Origin of the sequence: Buchnera aphidicola (Cinara strobi) (assembly GCF_900560745.1) — a bacterium.
GTDB lineage: Bacteria > Pseudomonadota > Gammaproteobacteria > Enterobacterales > Enterobacteriaceae > Buchnera_F > Buchnera_F aphidicola_AJ.
Window position 1 is genome coordinate 256303 of sequence record NZ_LR025085.1, and the last position, 20582, is coordinate 276884.

A 20582-nucleotide genomic window follows, 5' to 3' on the forward strand; every position below is an offset into this window, starting at 1 on the left:
ATATGAATTTTCATAATACAGTTTTAGCTTTAGATACAACATTACATTCATGCTCTGTATCATTATTATATGAAAAAAAAATATATAGCTTATTTAAGCTATGTCAAAAAAACCATGAAAAAAATATTTTGTTTATGATTAAAAAAATTTTACAACAAGTAAATATTACTTTAAATAAAATTAGATATATTGCCTGCACTATAGGGCCTGGAAGTTTTACAGGAATTAGAATTTCTATTGGTGTATCACAAACTATTTCTATTATTTATAAAATTCCAATTATTGGATTTTCGACATTGCAAATTTTATCTGAGCAAAGTTGGAGAATAAATCAAATTAAACGTGTTTTAATTGCCATTCCAATTTCTAAAAAAAGAATATTTTGGGCAAAATACTTAAAAAATAAATCCGGTCTATGGATCGGAATACATACAGAGAAATTATACCATAATATAAATATTATTCGAAAAATGGTATATTCTCAAAGAGGAACTTGGTCTTCTATCGGATTAGATTTTAATATGAATTTTTTTAAAAGATCAATGAAGTTAATTAAAACAAAAATTTTTACACCACACTCTAAAGATATTATTAATTATACTATTAAATATTTAAATTTACATAAAAAACATCATACTACACAGATATATCCTAGATATTTATATTCTATATAATAATAAGATTATATTTAACGAACATTATTTTTTTTAGAAATATTTAATTCTAATATAAACATATTCTCACTATTTTTTTCTAACTTAATTGATATTGTATTTGGTTTAATTTTTATATATCTCGCAATTACTAATAATAAATCATTTTTTAATTGCGGAAAATAATCCGGTTCTTTAAATAAATTTCTTTGATTATTAATAATAATTTGTAACCTCTTTTTTGCTGTATGTGCAGTAGGTTTTTTCTTTGATAAAAATAAATCTAATAATATCACATTTATCTCCTAAATAACCATTGTAAAAAATTTTTTCTTTCTTCTAGTAAAAACCTCAAGGGAATATTATTACCTAATAATCGTTTTACTGTATCAGAATAAGCTTTCCCTGCAGTTGAAATAACATCTAATATAACCGGCAAACCCTTATTAGAAGATTTTAAAACTGAAATATCTTCAGGAATGACTCCTATTAAAGGAACTTGAAGAACTTCTGAGACATCATCTACACTTAACATATCCCCCTGATTTACTTTAACTGGATTATACCTAGTTAATAATAAATACTCTTTAACTGGTTTTTCATAATTTTCAGCTCTCTTAGATCGTGATGCAATAATACCTAATATTCGGTCAGAATCTCGTATAGAAGAAATTTCTGGATTAGCTACAATAATAGCCTCATCAGCAAAATAAAGTGCTAAAATTGCTCCCATTTCTATCCCTGCAGGTGAATCACATATAATGAAATCAAAATTCATATCGAAGAGTATTTTTAAAATATTTTCTACCCCTTCTTTAGTTAAAGAGTCTTTATCTCTAGTTTGAGAGGCGGGAAGTAAAAACAAATTATTTGTATACTTATCTCGTATTAATGCTTGATTAATAGTTGCCTCTTTTTTAATCACATTAATAAAATCATATACTACACGACGCTCACATCCCATAATTAAATCTAAATTTCTTAATCCTATATCAAAATCAATAACAACAGTTTTTTTTCCATGTAAAGCTAAACCGGTTGCAATAGAAGCACTTGATGTTGTTTTTCCAACCCCACCTTTACCTGAAGTAATAGTTATAATACGGGACATAAAATTAATACCTCTTTATAAAATGATATATATTTTTAATTAAATCTTTTTATGTAAATAGCTTTATTAATTAAACTAATTTCTACACTTTTTCCTATAAATTGGTTTGGAATTTTTTCAATAGTCCAATATTTACCTGCAATAGCAATTAATTCCGCAAATAGTTGTGTACAAAAAATTTTTCTTGTAACATCACCATTCACTCCAGCTAATACTCTTCCGCGCATAATACCATATATATGAACATTCCCCCCTGCAATTAATTCGGCTCCGGAACTTACATTATTAGTTATAATTAAATCAGTATTCGGAGTATATATTTTTTGTCCAGATCGAACTAAAGAACTTACTAAGTAACTTTTTTGATTTTCTATAATTTTCGAAGAAATAGATAATGTTTTAGATTTTTTATTATTAGGATATGTAAAATAATTATTTTTATATATTTTGCAAATTTTTTTTTTTTTAGGAAAAATAGTTATACCAGACTGTAAAATAATATTTTTTAAATTTTTATCTAGATATCCTGTAATTCCTATTAAAAATAAACCAATAGATAAAATAAAGCGTTTAATATTAATCCAATCAAAAGAACAAGATAATCTTTTTATATGTAATAAAATAGGTATATCTTTAAAAAAATTAGGAGACTCGGTAATTTTTTTGAGTAAAAATTTTTTAAAACAATTAAATGTTATATTGTTTAAATAAATTACTAAAACAGTAAAATTATTTTTTTTAAAAGTTATTAATTTATCTTTCATAAGTAATTAATCCGAAATACTAACAATATAATTATATATAAGTGATTTTAATAAAAAAATTGTTGTATATAAATTTAATCTAAAGTAACATATTAACATTATATGATTTATTAATGAAAATACATAGAATAAAAAATTAAATATAATAATAAATAAGATAAAAATTCAAAAATAAAATTACCAATTATGTATTATTAATATAATAAAATTATTTTAGTTTAAAAAAAATAAAAATTATGTACTCTAAATCAGTAAAAATATCACAAGAATATGAAATTTTAATAAAAAATTTTTCATTATTTGAAAATAAAACTACTATTATATCTGGATTAATACCTTCTCAATTATTTCATGAAAATTTTTTTAAAAAATTAATTATATATACTCAATATTATGACGTATATAAAATGATGTATAAAAAAAATATTAAAAAAATAATTCTTAATCTTACTGAACACTATAATCCGTTTTATAAATATCAGCAATTAATTTATTTTTGGACAAAAAATAAAAGTGAAAATAATTTACAATTAACATATTTATTATCCTGTATTTCAAGTAAATGTATTATATACATAATAGGAAAAAAAAAAAGCGGGATAAATAGTGTTCCAAAAACATTAAAAAAAAATGTTACTTTTAAAAAAAAAAGTTATGCAAGAAGTTGTTGTTTATATAAAGGAAATATAAAAAAAAAACCACAATTTTTATTTCAGAAATTTATTAAAACATATACCTGGAAAAATATTAGAATTAACAGTTTACCTGGAGTATTTGGATATAAAAAAATAGATAAAGGAAGTAAACTACTTATATCTACATTTAAAAAAGATATTCAAGGAAAAATATTAGATGTAGGATCAGGAACGGGAATTATTGGAATTGCTTTAGCAAAAAATAACCCAAAAATAAATTTAACATTAACAGATAATTATAATTTGTCTATCTGGTGCAGTAAAAATAATTTATTGAATAATAATATAAAAGGAAAAGTATTATTGAGCGATGTTTACTCTAATATAAAAGAAAAATATAATTTAATTATATCCAATCCCCCCATTCATAGCGATAGAAAAATTAATTTAAAAGTATTAAATATAATAATAAAAAAATCGAAAAAATACTTAAAAAAAAACGGTGAAATTAGAATTGTAGTAAATTCTTTTATTTCCTGTGAATTAATCTTTAATAAAAATAAAATGAAATATGAAATAATAAAAAAAAACAAATCTTATAAAGTAATTAAAGCGTTTATAAAAAATAAATTTAATATTTTTAATACCCGGAGCGGGACTTGAACCCGCAAAGCTATAAAAGCCGAGGGATTTTAAGTCCCTTGTGTCTACCGATTTCACCATCCGGGCATAAATATTATTTTTATTTACTAAAAATAACTTTAATTATAGGCGCGTCCTGGAATTGAACCAGATTCTACGGATTTGCAATCCGTTGCATAACCAATCTGCCAACGCGCCTTAAAAATTTTTCTTTTATATTATTTTTGGAGGAAGAGGGATTCGAACTCTCGGATAATTTCTCATCGGCGGTTTTCAAGACCGCTGCCTTAAACCACTCGGCCATTCCTCCAAAGTTTAATATGTTAAATATATTATACTAAAAAATAAAAAAAGTAAAGTATTTATAAAAAACGTATTTAAAAACAAAATCATTTAACTAAAAACTTAAAAATATATTTTTAGAAATAAAATTACAGAAAATAATTTTTATATATATTTAAATCAAAAAATATTTTTAAATAAAATATCTAAATTAAAATAATTCAAAAATCTATCAAATAAAAATAAATTTTAATAATTAAATACATATTTTAATTAAAAGTGATATATTCTATCGATTTTTTACTTCGGAAGATTTTAGAAAATAACTGTTTATTTATAAAGCTATTTTTTAAAAAATATTTTGAGTTCTTAAAAATTTTTTGTGCGGGTAACTTACAGTTATAAATTTTTTTTTTTAAAATTTTGGAATAACTAGTTAGATTTAGAAAAATACTATTTTTCTTTATATTAGAAACTTTATTTTTTAAAAACTTTAAAGTATTACAGTAAGTAGATGATAATAAAGAATTATTTTGAGGGATAGTTGTATATTTTTTTATATTTTTTTGATATACAGGATTTGTATTTTTTTGAAGAAATACTTTTCCATTATTTTTATTTAAAATTTTATCAGAAAAATTTTGGTATGGATATAACTGCCATGATACCCCTATATTAACATTTTCTAATATTGAAGAAGACAAGCTACATTTAACTTGATTTAAATATTTATTTAAATTAAAATTCATATTTAAATTAATGTAATTATTATATAAATACTGGAATCCAACAGAAAATATAGGAGCAAATTTTTTATATTTTTTCAACATAAAAACATCTATTAAATTTTTCTCATTTACATGAGCTGTTAACTGTGCTCCCATTTTAGTATAAAATTTAATATTTTCTCTAATTGGGTATATAACATTAGCTACATATTCTACATTTGAAGAATATGTGCGCATTGCATGTTCTTTAATATCTTTAATTCGATCTTCAATCATATTAGATTTTAATTCTAAATTCCAGTAGGAATTAAATTTATACTTTAGAAAAACTCCAGGATTTAATGCTGAAAGTCCTTGAATAATAGAATAACAGTGATAATGATATAAAGTTTTATATTTCCTTAATATCTGAATAGGGTGTAATGAATTACATTGAATACCAAAATGCCATTTTCTGTGAACGGGTAAAGATTTTGCTTCTGCTACTGAAAAAAAACTAGATAAGCATAACATCAATACAATAGTAATTTTTTTCATATATGTTCCTTAATTTTCATCATTAATGATCTTTAATTTATGTTTCTATAATAAATTATATATATTTATATCTTTGTTTTATTGGTTAATAAATATCTTAGATTAACTAAACAGTATGTATAAAAATACAAATTATAATAAATATATTTTTATAAATAAAAAAATATCTAATATAATATGTACATTAAAAATATTTATAATTTTTATTATATAATTATTTAATTGTGTAACAACAAAAATTGTTATACATGCTTTTTAATAAACAATTATATAAATTTTTTATTTATACAATTAACTAAACTGATTTTAAAGTAATAAATATTTCAATATATATAACATAGCATCTCACTATTAACCTGTATTTTTCATAAAAATATTCAATCATTAGAAAAAAAACAGAAAAAAATACTAAAAAATCTTAAAATAACTAGTTTTTGTAATCCAAAATAACTAATATATAAAAACATATATAATATATAAAATCAGTTATATTATTAGAATAATAATACATATAAGAATTATCTATTTCATAGATTAAAGCAAAAATATTTTACTATTATACAAAAACAATCATATTATTTTCAATAAAAAAAATCAATTGTATATATAAGATTCTAATCTTAATTCAAAAAATCTTTTTCAAATATATTAAACATTTATATAATAAATAAAAAATAGAAAAATATTAACATAAAAAATAACTGTCATAAAAAAGTAAAACTAAAAATCACTTCATATTGAATCAATAACAATTTAATCACTCAAAATGAAAATTCTTTAATTCATATACAATTATCATTTAACTGAAATTAAATAATAAATATATATTAATTTTTTTAAGACTCTTATAAAAACTATAATGAATATTATATCAAGATAGTATAACTAAGATATCACACTAGAATCAAATAAAGACGAATAAAAGTATAAAATTATAAATGTATCTGTTTAAAAAAAATCAATAACAATTAAAATTATAAAAATTTCTAAAAACTAGAAAGTTTTTATTAAATTGTATAAATATATATATAAATTATATATACACAAAATAATAAAAGATATAAATAATACAATTTATATATAAAATACTTAAAAATATTTTTTTAATAAAATAATTAATTATTTTTATAAAATAATTAATTATTTTCAATAATTAATATTACATAAATTCATATTAAAATATATATATAAAAATGTATTATATTTTCTTTTATAGTAATAATTATACAATACATTAATCATAATATAAAAATTTTTTTATTAATTTAAATAAAACATTATATTATTTAGACAATTAAAAATAGCTTGGTCTAATAAATATTTTAAAAATCATTAATTATATATAATATAAATTATTTATTATAAATATAATCTCTAAAAATAAAAATTTAATATAAATATTTTAAAATTTATATAAAATATGCTTAATAAAATTGATTTTTAAAATATATGTAGTATTATCAACATAATTAAGATAATATATTAAAAATGATATTGCCATCACAAAAAATTGTAGATAAATTAATATATCAAATATATAAAATATAAAACAAAGTATATATCTCAAAAAATATTAAATATAATATTAAGTTTATTAAAATTATTTAAATATTAAATCTAATAAAATTTTGATATGTACTGAAAAATAAAAAAATTTCAAATATTTAAAATATTAACAATAAAAATTTATATCTCGATAAATCATACGGAGTAATATATGGGCAAAATCATAAATCCTTTCATGGAATCTAACAATAAATATCTAATCAATTGTCAAATCAGAAACAAGAAAAAAGAAGATCAGGTAAAAAATAATTTTGAAAAGCAATTTATTTACAAAATAAAAATTCATCCCGAATATGGAAAAATAATAAATAAACAAGATGTTACTTTAGATTCAATACATGTTAAAAAACCAAAAATACAAAATCCATCTTCTATAAAAAATGATGAAAAAGAAACTGGTTGGTTCTCTATTTTAGATGAACAAGGGAATGAAGCATTTTTACGTGAAGGAAATATTGATGTCAATGAAAATCATGAAGTATCAATAAATAATTATGTATTATTGAATATTCAAGATCAACCAATTAAAGTACCAGAAAATAAAAAAATTTTTGTTAAATTAGGTGGGATAGTTGTAATAAAAGAAAAACATAATAAACAAAATAAAAAACCAATATCTTTGGGGCAATTAAAATTTATTTCATTAAGTAACAATGACATTGTTGAACGTTATAATAGCAAAGTTTGTGATTTAAATGACTCAGGATTTGAAAAATATAAAAAAAATGAAATAGAATTAGAAACAAGATTTTTATCTAATCAAAAAATTATAGAAAAAAATGAAAAAGAAACTGAAAAACTAATTAAAAAACTAAATGTAGTTAGAACACTTGAATCTGATATGAAATTAATACCGGAAAATAATTAGTATTAATAATTTTTAAAAAAATTAAAATAAAACTTTTAAGTAAAAAATATAGAAACTAGATTGCACCAGTTTCTATAAAAAATATTTTTACTTAAAAGATGTTACATTAACAATTTGTTATCAATATCACTTGTATTTCAAAAAAAATAGTAAAATTATTTTTTTTATTTATAAAATATTATTTTTTAATTTAAATGATTGTATATATTAATCATCATCAAATATATAATATTGAATGATAGAGTTCTTTATTCAAAAATATAAAAATATTTTTATAAATATATTTATAACCTTTATTTTATATAAAGAATTAATCTTATAAAGATATTTCATCAAATGAACTATTTTTAAAAAATTCAACTGTATATTTGTTAATCTAAAAAATAAAAATTATTCATAATGATTTACTAACTAAAAAATACGAAATTGGTGATAATATAATCATATTATTTAACGAAAAAACATATCGAAAGTATTTCGAAATGTCGTTTAAATAAAAAATTATGTTATCATCGATATATTAAAATTTTTCTTTTAAAAAAAATATATATTAAACACATAATAAAATACATAACAAAAACCGAGAATTTAATAATTATTTTATCTTTTTATAAATCAACAGTTATTATAATATTGATTGTAAAAAATCAATACTAAAAGATCATGAAAACTTTTTATTCATAATAAAAAATTCAAAATTATGTTATATATCAACATATAATATATTGATATTAGTTTTTAACTATTTTTTATACATTCCCAAAAATAAATTCATTTTTAATAAATTTTTTAAACTGTTAAAATTCTAAATACATAAAATATAATTTATTACTAAACATTAAAAAAACAAACAATAAATATCGATAAAACGTATTCATATATTAATTATTTAATAATGCTCTCTCTCTAATAAAACTCTTTCTAAAAGAAAAAATCTAACTATAAATAATAGTTAAAAATTATTCCAACATTTTATTATACTAGATAAAAATAAAAAAACAACCATTCTATCAAAATATAAGAAATTAAAAATATTAAAAATTTTCTAATAACTATTAGAAAAAATATAGATAAAAAATCTATCATTATTCAATAATGATTCTATTTTAACGGAAAAAGAATAAAAAATAATTATAACAATTTATATAATCATTAAAAATTTTTATAAAAAAAACTTTAAAATAATTTCCTTTTTTTCATTTATAAAAAAAAAGTGATTATTTTATATTTTTAATATTACGAATTAATCAATAAAACATATTAAAAAATAACTTATATTAACTTTAAACGATTTAATCAAAAATATTAATCCATAAAAAATCATAAATAAAATTTTGTTTGATATAATTAACAAAAATGTATTTATTAAAAATAAAATAAAAATATATTAAAATTTAAATATATTATTTAAAAAAAATATACAAAAGAAAAATATCATATATAATTAAATATATAACATTAAAATTTTTATACAAAAGAAAAATATATAAATATAATAAATTCTAAAAATCATTCAATTTTAATTGAAAAACACATGTCTGAACAAAGAATAGATAATTTTTTATTTAAAAGATTTAAAAGTTTACCAAAAGATTTAATATATCGAAGTTTAAGAGTCGGAAAAATTAAAATCAATAAAAAAAAAATACTACCAAGCTATAAATTAAAAACTAACGATTATATAACTATATATTCAATAACTATTAATTTAAAAAAAAAAAAAATCTATTTAAAAAAATCTACTATTAATTTATTTTTAAAAAATATTTTATTTGAAGATAAATATTTTATTATTTTCAATAAACCTTGTGGGCTCGCTGTACATGGAGGCAGTGGAGTTAGTTTTGGCGTAATAGAAATATTTCGTAATATTAGAAAAGATCTACTATCACTAGAATTAGTTCATCGTATTGATAAGGAAACTTCTGGTATACTTATACTTGCAAAAAAACGCTCTATTCTAAAAAAAATGCATGAAAATTTACGTAAAAAAAATATATATAAAGAATATATAGCAGTAGTTAAAGGATATTGGTCAAAAAAAAATACAGCCATAACATTACCCTTATTAAAAAAAAATAACCATAACCAAAAAAAAAAAGTATGTGTTCATAAAAACGGGAAACCAGCTAAAACTCTTTTTACAGTCAAAAAATATTTTAAAAACACTACCCTACTATCTATTCAGCCTATTACTGGGCGAACACATCAAATTAGAGTACATACATCACAATTTGGACATCCAATAATATTTGATTCAAGATATGGGGAAGAAACATTAAAAAATAACCTAATCATTAAAAAAAACTATAGATTATTACTCCATGCACACAAAATATCCTTTCTTCATCCAAAAAATAATATCAAAATTTGCATAATCGCTCCATTAGATAAGAAGTTTAAAAATTGTTTAAAATATTTTAAAAAAAATATTTATTAAAATAAACAATATATCTATATATAATTTTCGACCAATAAAAAATAAATTTTAATTATTATAGGAAAAAAAATGGCTGTACAAAAAAGTAAACCTAGTCGCTCCAGGAGAGGGATGAGACGATCTCATGATCATTTACAATTAAGAAAAATGTCTATAGATAAAATCTCAAAAGAAATACATTTTCGTCATCATATAACAGAAACAGGATACTATAAAGGTAAAAAAACATCTTTATTTTATGTGTTATCTAAAAAAAAATAAATATATAACAATCATAAAAAATTTTATGCATAAAAATATTTATCAAATAAAAAATATTTTTAAAATAAATATATCTATACATAATAACTTATTATCAAATAACACATAAAAAGAATAAAAAATATTGTCTATATACTATATAAAATAGTATATAGAATTAAAATAGGTAATTTTTTATGAAAAAATGTGCAGTGATTTTTCCAGGATTTGGATTTCATAATATGAAATTCTTAAAATTATATTTTAAAAAATATAATTTAGTACAAAAAACATTTGAAGAAGCATCATGTATATTAAACTACAATATATATGAAAGTTTTTTAAAAAATAAAAAAAATTCTATTTATTATTATAATAATTTATATTTATTAATATTTACTTCATCTATTGCAATATATAAATTGTTAATTCAGGAATCTGATTTTACTCCTAAAATTATGGCTGGACATAGTTTAGGACAATATTCAGCCTTAGTTTGTAATAAAAATATATTATTTACAGATGCGCTAAAAATTATTAAAATACGCCATGATATTATGTTAATGGCAGTAAAAGATACTCGTATATTAAATTTAATTATTATTGGATTAAACTATCGAATTATAGATAAATTTTGTAAATTCGTTTCTAATAAAAAAAAAGTATTTATTTCGATAATTAATTCAAACACACAAGTTGTTATTACTGGACATTATTCTTTAGTTTATACTACTGGACAAATTTTTAAAAAACAAATGTCTGCACGTGTCATTAAACTACCAATGTTAATTTCACCACATTGCCCATTAATTAAACATTATAAAAAAAAATTTTCTTATTACTTAAAGAAAATAAAAATAGTTCCTGGAAAAAGTTTAATAATCAGCAATCATAATGCTAATATTATTAGTTCCCCAAAAAAAATCTATTCTTCTTTATTAAAACAATTATATACTACAGTACAATGGCATAATAGTATAAAAAAAATAATGTCTTCTGGAATAGATATTATTATTGAATCTGGACCTGGAGAAATATTAACTAATTTAAATCCAAAAAATAAAAAAATTTTATTCTATTCTACTTGTCATAAAAAATCGCTGTCACTAACTAGAGAGACGATAAAAAAACTATGAAAAATAAAAAAATTGCATTAGTAACTGGGTCTAGTAAAGGAATAGGAAAAAACATTTCAACAGAATTAATAAAATCAGGAAGATATGTTATAGGAACTACCACTACTAAAAAAGGAAAAAAAGAAATACAAAAAAATTTTAAAAAAAATGGTACAGGAATTATACTCGATTTAAAAAATATTATTGATACTAAAAATAAAATTAAAGAAACAATTAATAAATTTAAAATTATTGATATATTTGTTTATAATGCAGGAATAATATATGATAATTTATTAATAACTATGAAAGAATCTGAATGGAATAATGTAATTAATATCAACTTATCTTCTATATTTTACATAACAAAAATCATAATACCTTATATGATAAAAAAAAGATATGGACGAATCATTATCATCGGATCGTTATCTGGTAACTTAGGGCAAAAAGGACAAACAAATTACTCGGCATCTAAAGCTGGTTTAATTGGTTTTTCAAAATCACTAGCATTAGAGGTGGCAACTAAAGGTATCACTGTAAATATAGTATCACCGGGTTATATTAAAACCAATATGACAAAAAATTTTTTATCTCGTCACAAAAAGGAAATTTTAAAAAAAATACCTATGGGGTATATAGGTAAACCAAAAGATATAGCTCACATTGTCTCTTTTTTATCTTCAAAAAAATCATCTTACATTACAGGACAAAATATTCATGTAAATGGGGGGGCATATATAAATTTTGATATATAAAAATATTTTTTAATAATTTATAAAAATATAGTTCAATTACTATTAGTTAATACTGTGGAAATTATAATATGAATGACATTATTAATTATATAAAAAAAATAATTAAAAAAAAATTTAAAATAAGCAATAAAAAAATTTCATTAAAAAGTGAATTAAAGGAAGATTTGAAATTAGATTCATTAGATTTTGTAGAATTAATCATGTTGCTAGAAGAAAAATTTAATATTGAATTATTTAATATAGAATCAGAAAAAATAAAGAATATATACGATCTTGCTTCATGTGTTAAAAGCGAAATAAAAAAAAATAAACGGTAATATAATGAAACATTATCCTTGGTTAAAATCTCAATATATAGAGATTATCGAAAAGTATTGTAAATATAAGTTACATCCAATAATTTTAATTCAAGCATGTAAAGGTATTGGAATTTCACAATTAATTTATAAAATTTCTAAATGGATATTATGTTATAAAAAAAAACATTATAAAAGCTGTAATGAATGCTTATCATGTCAATTAATAAAAAAAAAAAATCATCCTGATTTTTATATATTTTATAATAAAACTAAAAAAATTGGCATTAATGTTATCAGGCAAATGATACATAATATCAACTATACTTCTCAACAAGGGGGATCTAAAATAATTTGGTTTTCTAATATCAATAAAATTACTAATGAAGCAAATAATGCTTTATTAAAAACACTTGAGGAACCACCTAATAATACATTTTTTTTTTTACATACCACCAATATAATGCAAATTCATCCTACAATAAAAAGTAGATCAAATATTTATTATATTAATACACCTAAGGAAAAAAATAATATACTATGGTTAAATAATAAAATTAAAATATATTCGTTAGTTCAAATAGTAACAGCTTTAAGGATTAATCGAAACGCCCCTATTGCTGCATATAAATTTTTTAAAAAAAAAATCTTTCAAGAAAGAAATCTGTTAATGAAAGCAATAAATCAATATATTTTTGATCATAAAAAAATTAATTTTTTACAAAAAATATATAATTATAATGAACAAAAAGTAATTAAATGGATTTGTTATCTATTACTTGATACTATCAATTATAGTATTTCAAAAAAATGTAGAATTAAAAATTTAGATCAAGTATATTTAATTAAAAAAATTACTCAAGTTAATAAATTACAAGTATTAAATAAAAACTTATTATCTTGGATAAAATGTAAATATTTATTATCTAACTCATATAAAGTAGATAAAAAATTAATTTTTACGGAACAATTTTTGTTATGGGTTGATATTTTTAAAAAATAATATTCAAAAACAAGTAATCAGGATAAAAATATGTTTTTAATTGATACACACTGCCATATAAATAATTTATGTAATTCTAAAAAAAGTATTTCAATAGATACAATTTTAAAAAAAGCATACTCTAAAAATGTTAAAAAATTTTTATCTGTTTCAACCTCTATCCAAGATTTTATGGATTTATCTAAACTAACTGATCCATATGAAAATATTTTTTTATCATGTGGATTACACCCAAGTTATTCACATAATTCTAGTGACATTAAAAATTTAAAAATATTATCTCATCAAAAAAAAGTTATAGCTATTGGAGAAACTGGACTAGATTTTTATAAATCAAAACAAAAAAAGGAAATTCAAATAGAATTATTAAAGAAACACATCTACATCGCCTATCAATCAAAAAAACCACTAATTATTCATAACAGATGTTCTGAAAAAGATATTATTAAGATATTCGATGATAATAAAAGTTATCTTCTGAATTCTCCTGGAGTCATACATTCATTTACTGGAAATATTGAATTAGCAAGAAAATTCCTTAATTTTGGTTTTTATATTTCTTTTTCTGGGATTATTACATTTAAAAAATCATTCGAATTAAGAGAAATTGTAAAATACATACCACTAGATAGGTTATTAATAGAAACAGATTCACCTTATCTGTCTCCAGAGCCACATAGAGGAGAGAGAAACCAACCAGCATTTTTATATTATATAGCTAAAACTATTCAAAAATGTACTAAAAAAAATTTTAGTGAATTATCTAATATATTAAAAAAAAATTTTTATAAACTATTTAATATAAATAATAATTTGACAGTTTAATTGAATAATTTAAATTAGATTATTAACGTATATAAAAATAAAAAATATATTTATATATAAAAATTAATAAATTATATTTAAATATAAAAAATATTTTGTTATATAAAAATATCTTGAATTTGATCTTTTTTTACTGAAAATAAAATATTAAAAAATTTTATCTTATCTTTGTACGCATATAAAAATTATTTCTATTCAATAAAAAATAAAAATTTTCATTAAATTTTATAAAACATTTTTATTAAGTTGTTATTTTATAATCTTTATAATTTCCAATATTAAATATATGTATAATATACGATATATGCACTTTTAAAATATATATATTGATATATATTATTTTCAAAAATCTGTTTATAGAAATATTTTTTTAAAAATCTGCACTCCCTACTGTTCTAGGAAAAGGAATAGATTCTCTAATATTCTTAATTCCTGTAATAAATAATACTAATCTTTCTAAACCTAATCCAAAACCAGAATGGGGGACAGTCCCATATTTCCTTAAATCTTTATACCAAGAATAATTATTACTGTTTAATCCAATTTCATTCATTCTATTTTCTAAAAAATCTAATCTTTCTTCCCTCTCAGATCCGCCAATAATTTCACCAATTCTAGGGACTAAAATATCAAATGCAGATACTGTTCGATTATCATCATTAACTCTCATATAAAATGCTTTTAAAGATTTAGGATAATTTCTAATAATAACTGTAGATTTAAAATAATTATCTGTCAAATATTTTTCTTGAATAGATAATAAATCATCACCCCAAGAAATAACAGAATTATTATTGATATTATTTTTTTTTAAAATATTAATAACATCACTGTATTCAATATTAATAAACTTTATATTTAAGAAATCATTTAACCTGTTAAAAATATTAGGATCAATTATTTTTTGTAAAAAAACTAAATCAGAAATACAATGATCCAATACATAACTTACTGTATATTTTAATAATTTTTCTGAAAATTGAGAAATCTTGTCTATATTTGTAAAAGATCTCTCTACCTCCAGCATCCAAAATTCTGTTAAATGTTTTTTTGTATTCGAATTTTCAGCTCTAAAAGTAGGACCAAGAGAATATACTTTAGATAATGAACAAGCATAAGCCTCTAAAGTTAATTGCCCCGATACTGTCAAAAAAACTTCTTTTCCAAAAAAATTTAGTTTCTTATTTATTTCAGATCTAGTCTGTATTTTACAATTACTATTCGAATCTAATAATGATACTTTAAATACAGAACCGGCACCTTCAGCATCAATACTTGTAATAATAGGTGTAGAAACCCAAAAATAACCATAATTATTTAAAAATTTATTTAAAGCTTGAAAGACCATATTTCTAATACGAGTTACTACTCCAATCAAGTTAGTACGGGGCCTTAAATGACAAAAATTTCTAATATATTCAACAGTATGTCTTTTTGCTGACATAGGGTATAATTCCGGATGATTAACCCACCCTATAACTTGAATATTACAAGATTTAATTTCATATACTTGTAATAATCCTCTAGATAATTGTAAATAACCTGTTACTATAACAGAACAACCTGTTGTTAATTTTAAAACTTCAGTAAAGTAATTTAATAAGGATTTACAAGCAATAACTTGAATAGAATGAATAGAAGAACCATCATAAACAGTTAAAAATGATATTCCAATTTTAGATACTCTTTTACTTCGAATCCATCCACTTATTACTACTAACTTATGTAAACAGTTATTTGTAGAATAAATTTCTAATATAGACATTATTTTCATAATAATTTCCAGTAATATTACAGATTAATGTTTTTAACAACAATATATAAAATATGCACACCTACTTATTCGTAAATTAAGAGTTAATTTGAATAACATTTTATTTAATCTATATTCACTATATTGGTAATTAAAAATTCATATAAAAGATAAATTGTATCATATTCATGAAATATCATGAAAATATCGATAATTCAAGATGTTTCATTAAATAATTGCATTATTTGATAAAAATTTTTTATATGTACTAATTTAATAAAATTTTAAAAAACTATCAACAAAAAATCTACTTAAAGATATATAAAATAAAAAATTTCTTCTAGTAATCTATAAATATATCTTTTTATAAAGAATACGTCTACATTCTACAGAACAACAAGAATTTAATTTTATAGAGCATTTTTTACATTGAATAAATAAACGATGACAAAAATTATTAAAGCAATTAATATGCGACCGATTTGTATTTTTTTTACAAGTAATACATTTAGATAAAATATCGTTAGTAATTTTTTTAAATAAACGAGAATCAAAAACAAAAATTTTTCCTTTAAAATAATTTGGTAAGTTATTTTGCTTGACCTGCTGAATATAACTTAAAATTCCTCCATATATATGATATATTTTAGAAAAACCATAATATTTTAATAAAGCTGTTGACTTTTCACAACGTATCCCCCCGGTACAATATAAAACAATATTTTTGTCTCTATAAGAATTTAAGTAATAAGGTAATTTTTTTAGTTGTTCTCGGAAGGTTTTTGATGGTATAGATAAGGAATTAGAAAAATGTCCGATTTCATATTCATAAGAATTTCGCATATCAACAAAAATAAAATTTTTATTAAAAAGATATTTGTTTACTAAACTTGCATTTAAATAAATTCCACAATTATTAGGATAAAAATTAAAATTTATTATTTTACTGGATACAAGTTGATTTTTAATCTTTATACGTAAATCCCAAAACGCTATTTTTTTATTCTCAAAAAAATAATTAATATACATTTTTCTAGTTTTAGAATATAAATTTCTAAAAAAACGTTTAAAGTAATTATATAATATGAATGGAATACTAATAACAGCATTAATCCCTTCTTTAGAAATATAAATACGACCTAAAACATTTTTATTTTTTAAGTGAAATTGAAGAAAATTAAATAAATTTTCAGGATTAATAATTAAAAAATATTTGTAAAAAGATAAAATAACACGTTTTTTACAATGTATGTCTTCACAAAAATTATTTAAATATTTTTTAAAAACTAATTGATTTTTTTTAAACATGTAATAAAACTCATCTTTATTTGAAATAAAATATTAAAAATATAAACGACTATGTTCAAAAAATAAATAATTTAAAAAGATCTTAATATATTAAGAAAAAATAAATAATTAGATTAAATTTTTTTCAATAATACTGTTTTTTGATTATTTATTTTTTTTAAAAAACGAATATTGTCTTTTAACAAAAATTTTTTTTCTTTAATCACATGCGAAGGAGCTCCAACTAAGAAATTTTTATTTAATAATAAATTTTTTATATTATTGATTTGGTTTTTTAATAAAATAATTTTTTTATTTAAACGCTGTAATTCTAAATTAACATCTAAAAATGAATCAACTAAAATAAATATTTCAATATTATCAATAATACGAATAATATAAGGAGAAGGGATTTTAAATTCCTGAATTTCAATCATAAATTTTAAATATGCTACTTTTTTTAATAAAGAATAATTTTCTTGTAAAAATATCCTAATTTTATAAGAAAGATTTTTTAAATATACTTTTAGTAATTTAGTATGTTTTACTTTAAAATCTGATCTAATATTCCGAAATACTAAAATCATTTTTTGAAACCAATTCATAAATTTAATAATATTAATATTATTGAAATATACATTATATTTAGGAATAGGATTTAAAAGTATTATAGAATTTAATTGAGTTTGATTTTTTTTTTGAAAAATATCCCATAAATATGTAGTAATAAATGGCATAATAGGATGAAGTAAGATCAAAATAGTTTTAATCAGATATAGCAATGTGTTTTTAATAACCTTTTTTTCATAATCTGAACCATTCTTTAAGATAGGTTTAATTATCTCTAAATATTGATCACAAAATTTATTCCATACAAATTGATATAATAATTGTGAGATACTATCAAATCTAAACAAATGAAAATAATGATGATATTTTTTAATAATATTATTTAATTCTAGTAAAATCCATTCATTTAATAAAAATGAATTAAAAAAAACCTGTTTCATATTATTTTTTTTTATATGCTTTATTATAAAACAACTAGCATGCCAAATTTTATTACAAAAATTTTGATATCCCTGTAAACGATTCATGTCCCAGTGAATATTCCTACTAGTTGATGCTAACGATAAAAAAGTATATCTTAAAGCATCAGTGCTATGAGCAGAGATACCTTTTGGAAAGCTTTTTATAGTATTTGATGTAATAAAATCTATCATATTTGAATTTATTAAATTTTTAGTTCTTTTTTTTATCAATTTAGATAAGCTAATTCCATGAATCATGTCTAGGGGGTCTAAAACATTTCCATGCGATTTTGACATTTTTTTCCCTTCTTCATCTCTTATTAATCCAGTTACATAAACGGTTTTAAAAGGGATTTGAGGACTTCCATGTTTGTCTTTTATAATATGCATTGTCATCATAATCATTCGAGAAATCCAAAAAAAAATAATGTCAAAACCACAAACTAATACATCAGTTGGATGAAAAATACTGATCTTTTTAGTATTCTTAGGCCATCCTAAACCAGCAAAAGTCCATAAACTTGAAGAAAACCAAGTATCTAAAACATCTGGGTCTCGATACAAAATAATATCCTGTGATAAGACATATTCTTTTCGAATTAATTTTTCATTCTCTCCGACATAAACATTATTTTGTGAATCATACCACACAGGGATTCTGTGCCCCCACCATAATTGACGTGAAATACACCAGTCCTGAATATTATTCATCCACGATAAATACATATTTTTATATTGTTTAGGTACAAAGACTATTTTTTCTGTTTTAACAGCTTTTATTGCTAATATAGATAACTGCTTCATACTCAGATACCACTGATTTGTTAACATAGGCTCTAATACTACACCACTTCTATCACCGTAAGGTACTCTAATTTTATATGAAATAAATTTTTTTAAATAATTATTTTTTTTTAAAAAAAATAAAATTTTTTTTCTTGCAACAAAACGATCTTGGTTTTTTAAATTTTCCGGGACTCTGTTATCAATTGTTTTTATTATTTTACCGTTATAATTAAAAATATTTAATTTATTTAATATTTTTCCATCTTTTGTAAAAATATTAATCATTAATAATTTATGACGTAAGCCAATTGCATAATCATTAAAATCATGCGCTGGTGTTATTTTAACACAACCAGTTCCTTTAGATATATCTATAGAAGAATCACTAATAATAGGGATAACTCGGTTAATTAAAGGAACTTTAACAAATGAGCCAATATATTTAGTATATCTATTATCAGATGGATGAACAGCTAATGCTGTATCTCCTAATAAAGTTTCAGGTCTAGTAGTCGCTACTACTAAATATTTTTTATTAAAAATGTGGTTATTATTATTTAGAATCAAGTATTTTATATACCACATAGTTTGTTTACAAATTCTATTATCTACTTCTAAATCAGATATTACAGTTTGTAACTTAGGATCCCAATGAACTAGCTTTTTACGTCTATAAACTAATCCTTCTTTATATAAAGAGATAAAAACTCTATTGACAGCTATAGAAAATTCAGAATCTAAAGTAAAGCGAACTGATTTCCAATCAATTAAATGACCTAATTTTTTAATTTGATTAAACATAATAGATTCAGATTGTTTTTTCCAACTAAAAATTTTTTTTATAAACTCTTTTCGAGTATATTCATTTTTAATCTTACCCTCTTTATTAAATAAATAACGCTCTACTACCATCTGAGTTGCAATCCCTGCATGATCTGTCCCCATCTGCAATAATGTATTTTTTCCAATCATACTGTTATATCGTATTATAACATCCATAATAGTTTGTTGAAAAGCATGACCCATATGTAAATATCCAGTAATATTTGGAGGAGGGACCATAATACAAAAATTTTCTCTATTTAAATAATCATTTTGATTAAAAAAAAATTTATTTTTTTCTAAATTCCTATGTATTATCTTTTCAATAACTTTAAAATTATAATTTTTTTCCATATTATTATTTATTCACATGTATTGATTCATAAAAAATGAATAGTTATATTTAAAATTAAAAAAAACAATAAAAAAAAATATTTTTT

General features: G+C 20.3%; 17 protein-coding genes and 3 tRNA genes. 10 read left to right on the forward strand and 10 right to left on the reverse strand.

Annotated features, from left to right (window positions below; all coding sequences use genetic code 11):
- The first annotated feature begins 2 nt into the window (after positions 1 to 2).
- Positions 3 to 674 carry a tRNA (adenosine(37)-N6)-threonylcarbamoyltransferase complex dimerization subunit type 1 TsaB gene (tsaB, locus tag EAO23_RS01065; protein WP_158349094.1) on the forward strand — a complete coding sequence of 224 codons (672 nt, stop codon included), beginning with the start codon at positions 3 to 5 and terminating at the stop codon, positions 672 to 674.
- Between the two features lie 14 nt (positions 675 to 688).
- Here the strand turns inward: tsaB and minE are convergent, their stop codons facing one another.
- The 3 genes from minE to minC are packed head-to-tail and all read right to left on the reverse strand — an operon-like array spanning position 689 to position 2528.
- Positions 689 to 946, reverse strand: coding sequence for a cell division topological specificity factor MinE (minE, locus tag EAO23_RS01070; RefSeq protein WP_420021827.1), 258 nt, complete (start codon positions 944 to 946; stop codon positions 689 to 691).
- A gap of 5 nt (positions 947 to 951) precedes the next feature.
- Entirely contained in the window at positions 952 to 1764 is an 813-nt protein-coding gene (gene minD, locus EAO23_RS01075; protein WP_158349096.1) for a septum site-determining protein MinD, read from the reverse strand.
- Positions 1765 to 1799: 35 nt separating this feature from the next.
- Positions 1800 to 2528 carry a septum site-determining protein MinC gene (gene minC / locus EAO23_RS01080; protein WP_158349097.1) on the reverse strand — a complete coding sequence of 243 codons (729 nt, stop codon included), beginning with the start codon at positions 2526 to 2528 and terminating at the stop codon, positions 1800 to 1802.
- 236 nt (positions 2529 to 2764) lie between these two features.
- Between minC and EAO23_RS01085 the strand changes: the two genes are divergently transcribed.
- On the forward strand, positions 2765 to 3826 hold the full coding sequence (locus EAO23_RS01085) for a methyltransferase (protein WP_158349098.1): 1062 nt from the start codon (positions 2765 to 2767) through the stop codon (positions 3824 to 3826).
- On the opposite strand, the gene EAO23_RS01090 is transcribed toward EAO23_RS01085, so the two are convergent.
- The 4 genes from EAO23_RS01090 to EAO23_RS01105 all read right to left on the reverse strand — a co-directional run bounded on the left by EAO23_RS01090 (position 3808) and on the right by EAO23_RS01105 (position 5352).
- Positions 3808 to 3892, reverse strand: a tRNA-Leu gene (locus EAO23_RS01090). The genes EAO23_RS01085 and EAO23_RS01090 overlap by 19 nt on opposite strands.
- A gap of 40 nt (positions 3893 to 3932) precedes the next feature.
- Positions 3933 to 4003: transfer RNA gene (locus tag EAO23_RS01095), tRNA-Cys, on the reverse strand.
- 27 nt (positions 4004 to 4030) lie between these two features.
- A tRNA-Ser gene (locus tag EAO23_RS01100) sits at positions 4031 to 4115 on the reverse strand.
- A 241-nt stretch (positions 4116 to 4356) separates the two neighbouring features.
- Complete coding sequence (locus EAO23_RS01105; protein WP_158349099.1) at positions 4357 to 5352, reverse strand: porin family protein; 996 nt, start codon at positions 5350 to 5352, stop codon at positions 4357 to 4359.
- Positions 5353 to 7069: 1717 nt separating this feature from the next.
- Between EAO23_RS01105 and EAO23_RS01110 the strand changes: the two genes are divergently transcribed.
- The 8 genes from EAO23_RS01110 (at position 7070) to EAO23_RS01145 (ending at position 14463) form a co-directional block, all read left to right on the forward strand.
- Positions 7070 to 7786, forward strand: a complete 717-nt coding sequence (locus EAO23_RS01110) for a hypothetical protein (protein WP_158349100.1) — start codon at positions 7070 to 7072, stop codon at positions 7784 to 7786.
- A gap of 1534 nt (positions 7787 to 9320) precedes the next feature.
- Entirely contained in the window at positions 9321 to 10226 is a 906-nt protein-coding gene (locus EAO23_RS01115; RefSeq protein WP_172575451.1) for an RluA family pseudouridine synthase, read from the forward strand.
- Positions 10227 to 10295: 69 nt separating this feature from the next.
- A complete protein-coding gene (gene rpmF / locus EAO23_RS01120) occupies positions 10296 to 10487 on the forward strand; it encodes a 50S ribosomal protein L32 (protein WP_158349102.1) in 192 nt (63 codons plus the stop codon).
- 176 nt (positions 10488 to 10663) lie between these two features.
- Positions 10664 to 11602, forward strand: a complete 939-nt coding sequence (locus EAO23_RS01125; RefSeq protein ID WP_158349103.1) for an ACP S-malonyltransferase — start codon at positions 10664 to 10666, stop codon at positions 11600 to 11602.
- On the forward strand, positions 11599 to 12339 hold the full coding sequence (gene fabG, locus EAO23_RS01130; RefSeq protein ID WP_158349104.1) for a 3-oxoacyl-ACP reductase FabG: 741 nt from the start codon (positions 11599 to 11601) through the stop codon (positions 12337 to 12339). Before EAO23_RS01125 ends, fabG begins: the two co-directional genes overlap by 4 nt.
- A gap of 68 nt (positions 12340 to 12407) precedes the next feature.
- On the forward strand, positions 12408 to 12656 hold the full coding sequence (locus EAO23_RS01135; RefSeq protein ID WP_158349105.1) for a phosphopantetheine-binding protein: 249 nt from the start codon (positions 12408 to 12410) through the stop codon (positions 12654 to 12656).
- Between the two features lie 4 nt (positions 12657 to 12660).
- Positions 12661 to 13638: a DNA polymerase III subunit delta' C-terminal domain-containing protein gene (locus EAO23_RS01140; RefSeq protein ID WP_158349106.1), complete on the forward strand. Its 978-nt coding sequence runs from the start codon at positions 12661 to 12663 to the stop codon at positions 13636 to 13638.
- A gap of 30 nt (positions 13639 to 13668) precedes the next feature.
- Positions 13669 to 14463 carry a TatD family hydrolase gene (locus EAO23_RS01145; RefSeq protein ID WP_158349107.1) on the forward strand — a complete coding sequence of 265 codons (795 nt, stop codon included), beginning with the start codon at positions 13669 to 13671 and terminating at the stop codon, positions 14461 to 14463.
- A gap of 370 nt (positions 14464 to 14833) precedes the next feature.
- Here EAO23_RS01145 and asnS read toward each other — a convergent pair whose 3' ends face one another.
- The 3 genes from asnS to EAO23_RS01160 form a co-directional block, all read right to left on the reverse strand.
- Entirely contained in the window at positions 14834 to 16237 is a 1404-nt protein-coding gene (gene asnS, locus EAO23_RS01150; protein ID WP_158349108.1) for an asparagine--tRNA ligase, read from the reverse strand.
- A gap of 327 nt (positions 16238 to 16564) precedes the next feature.
- Positions 16565 to 17524, reverse strand: a complete 960-nt coding sequence (locus tag EAO23_RS01155; protein WP_158349109.1) for a rhodanese-related sulfurtransferase — start codon at positions 17522 to 17524, stop codon at positions 16565 to 16567.
- Between the two features lie 113 nt (positions 17525 to 17637).
- Positions 17638 to 20496: a valine--tRNA ligase gene (locus EAO23_RS01160; protein ID WP_158349110.1), complete on the reverse strand. Its 2859-nt coding sequence runs from the start codon at positions 20494 to 20496 to the stop codon at positions 17638 to 17640.
- Positions 20497 to 20582: the final 86 nt, after the last annotated feature.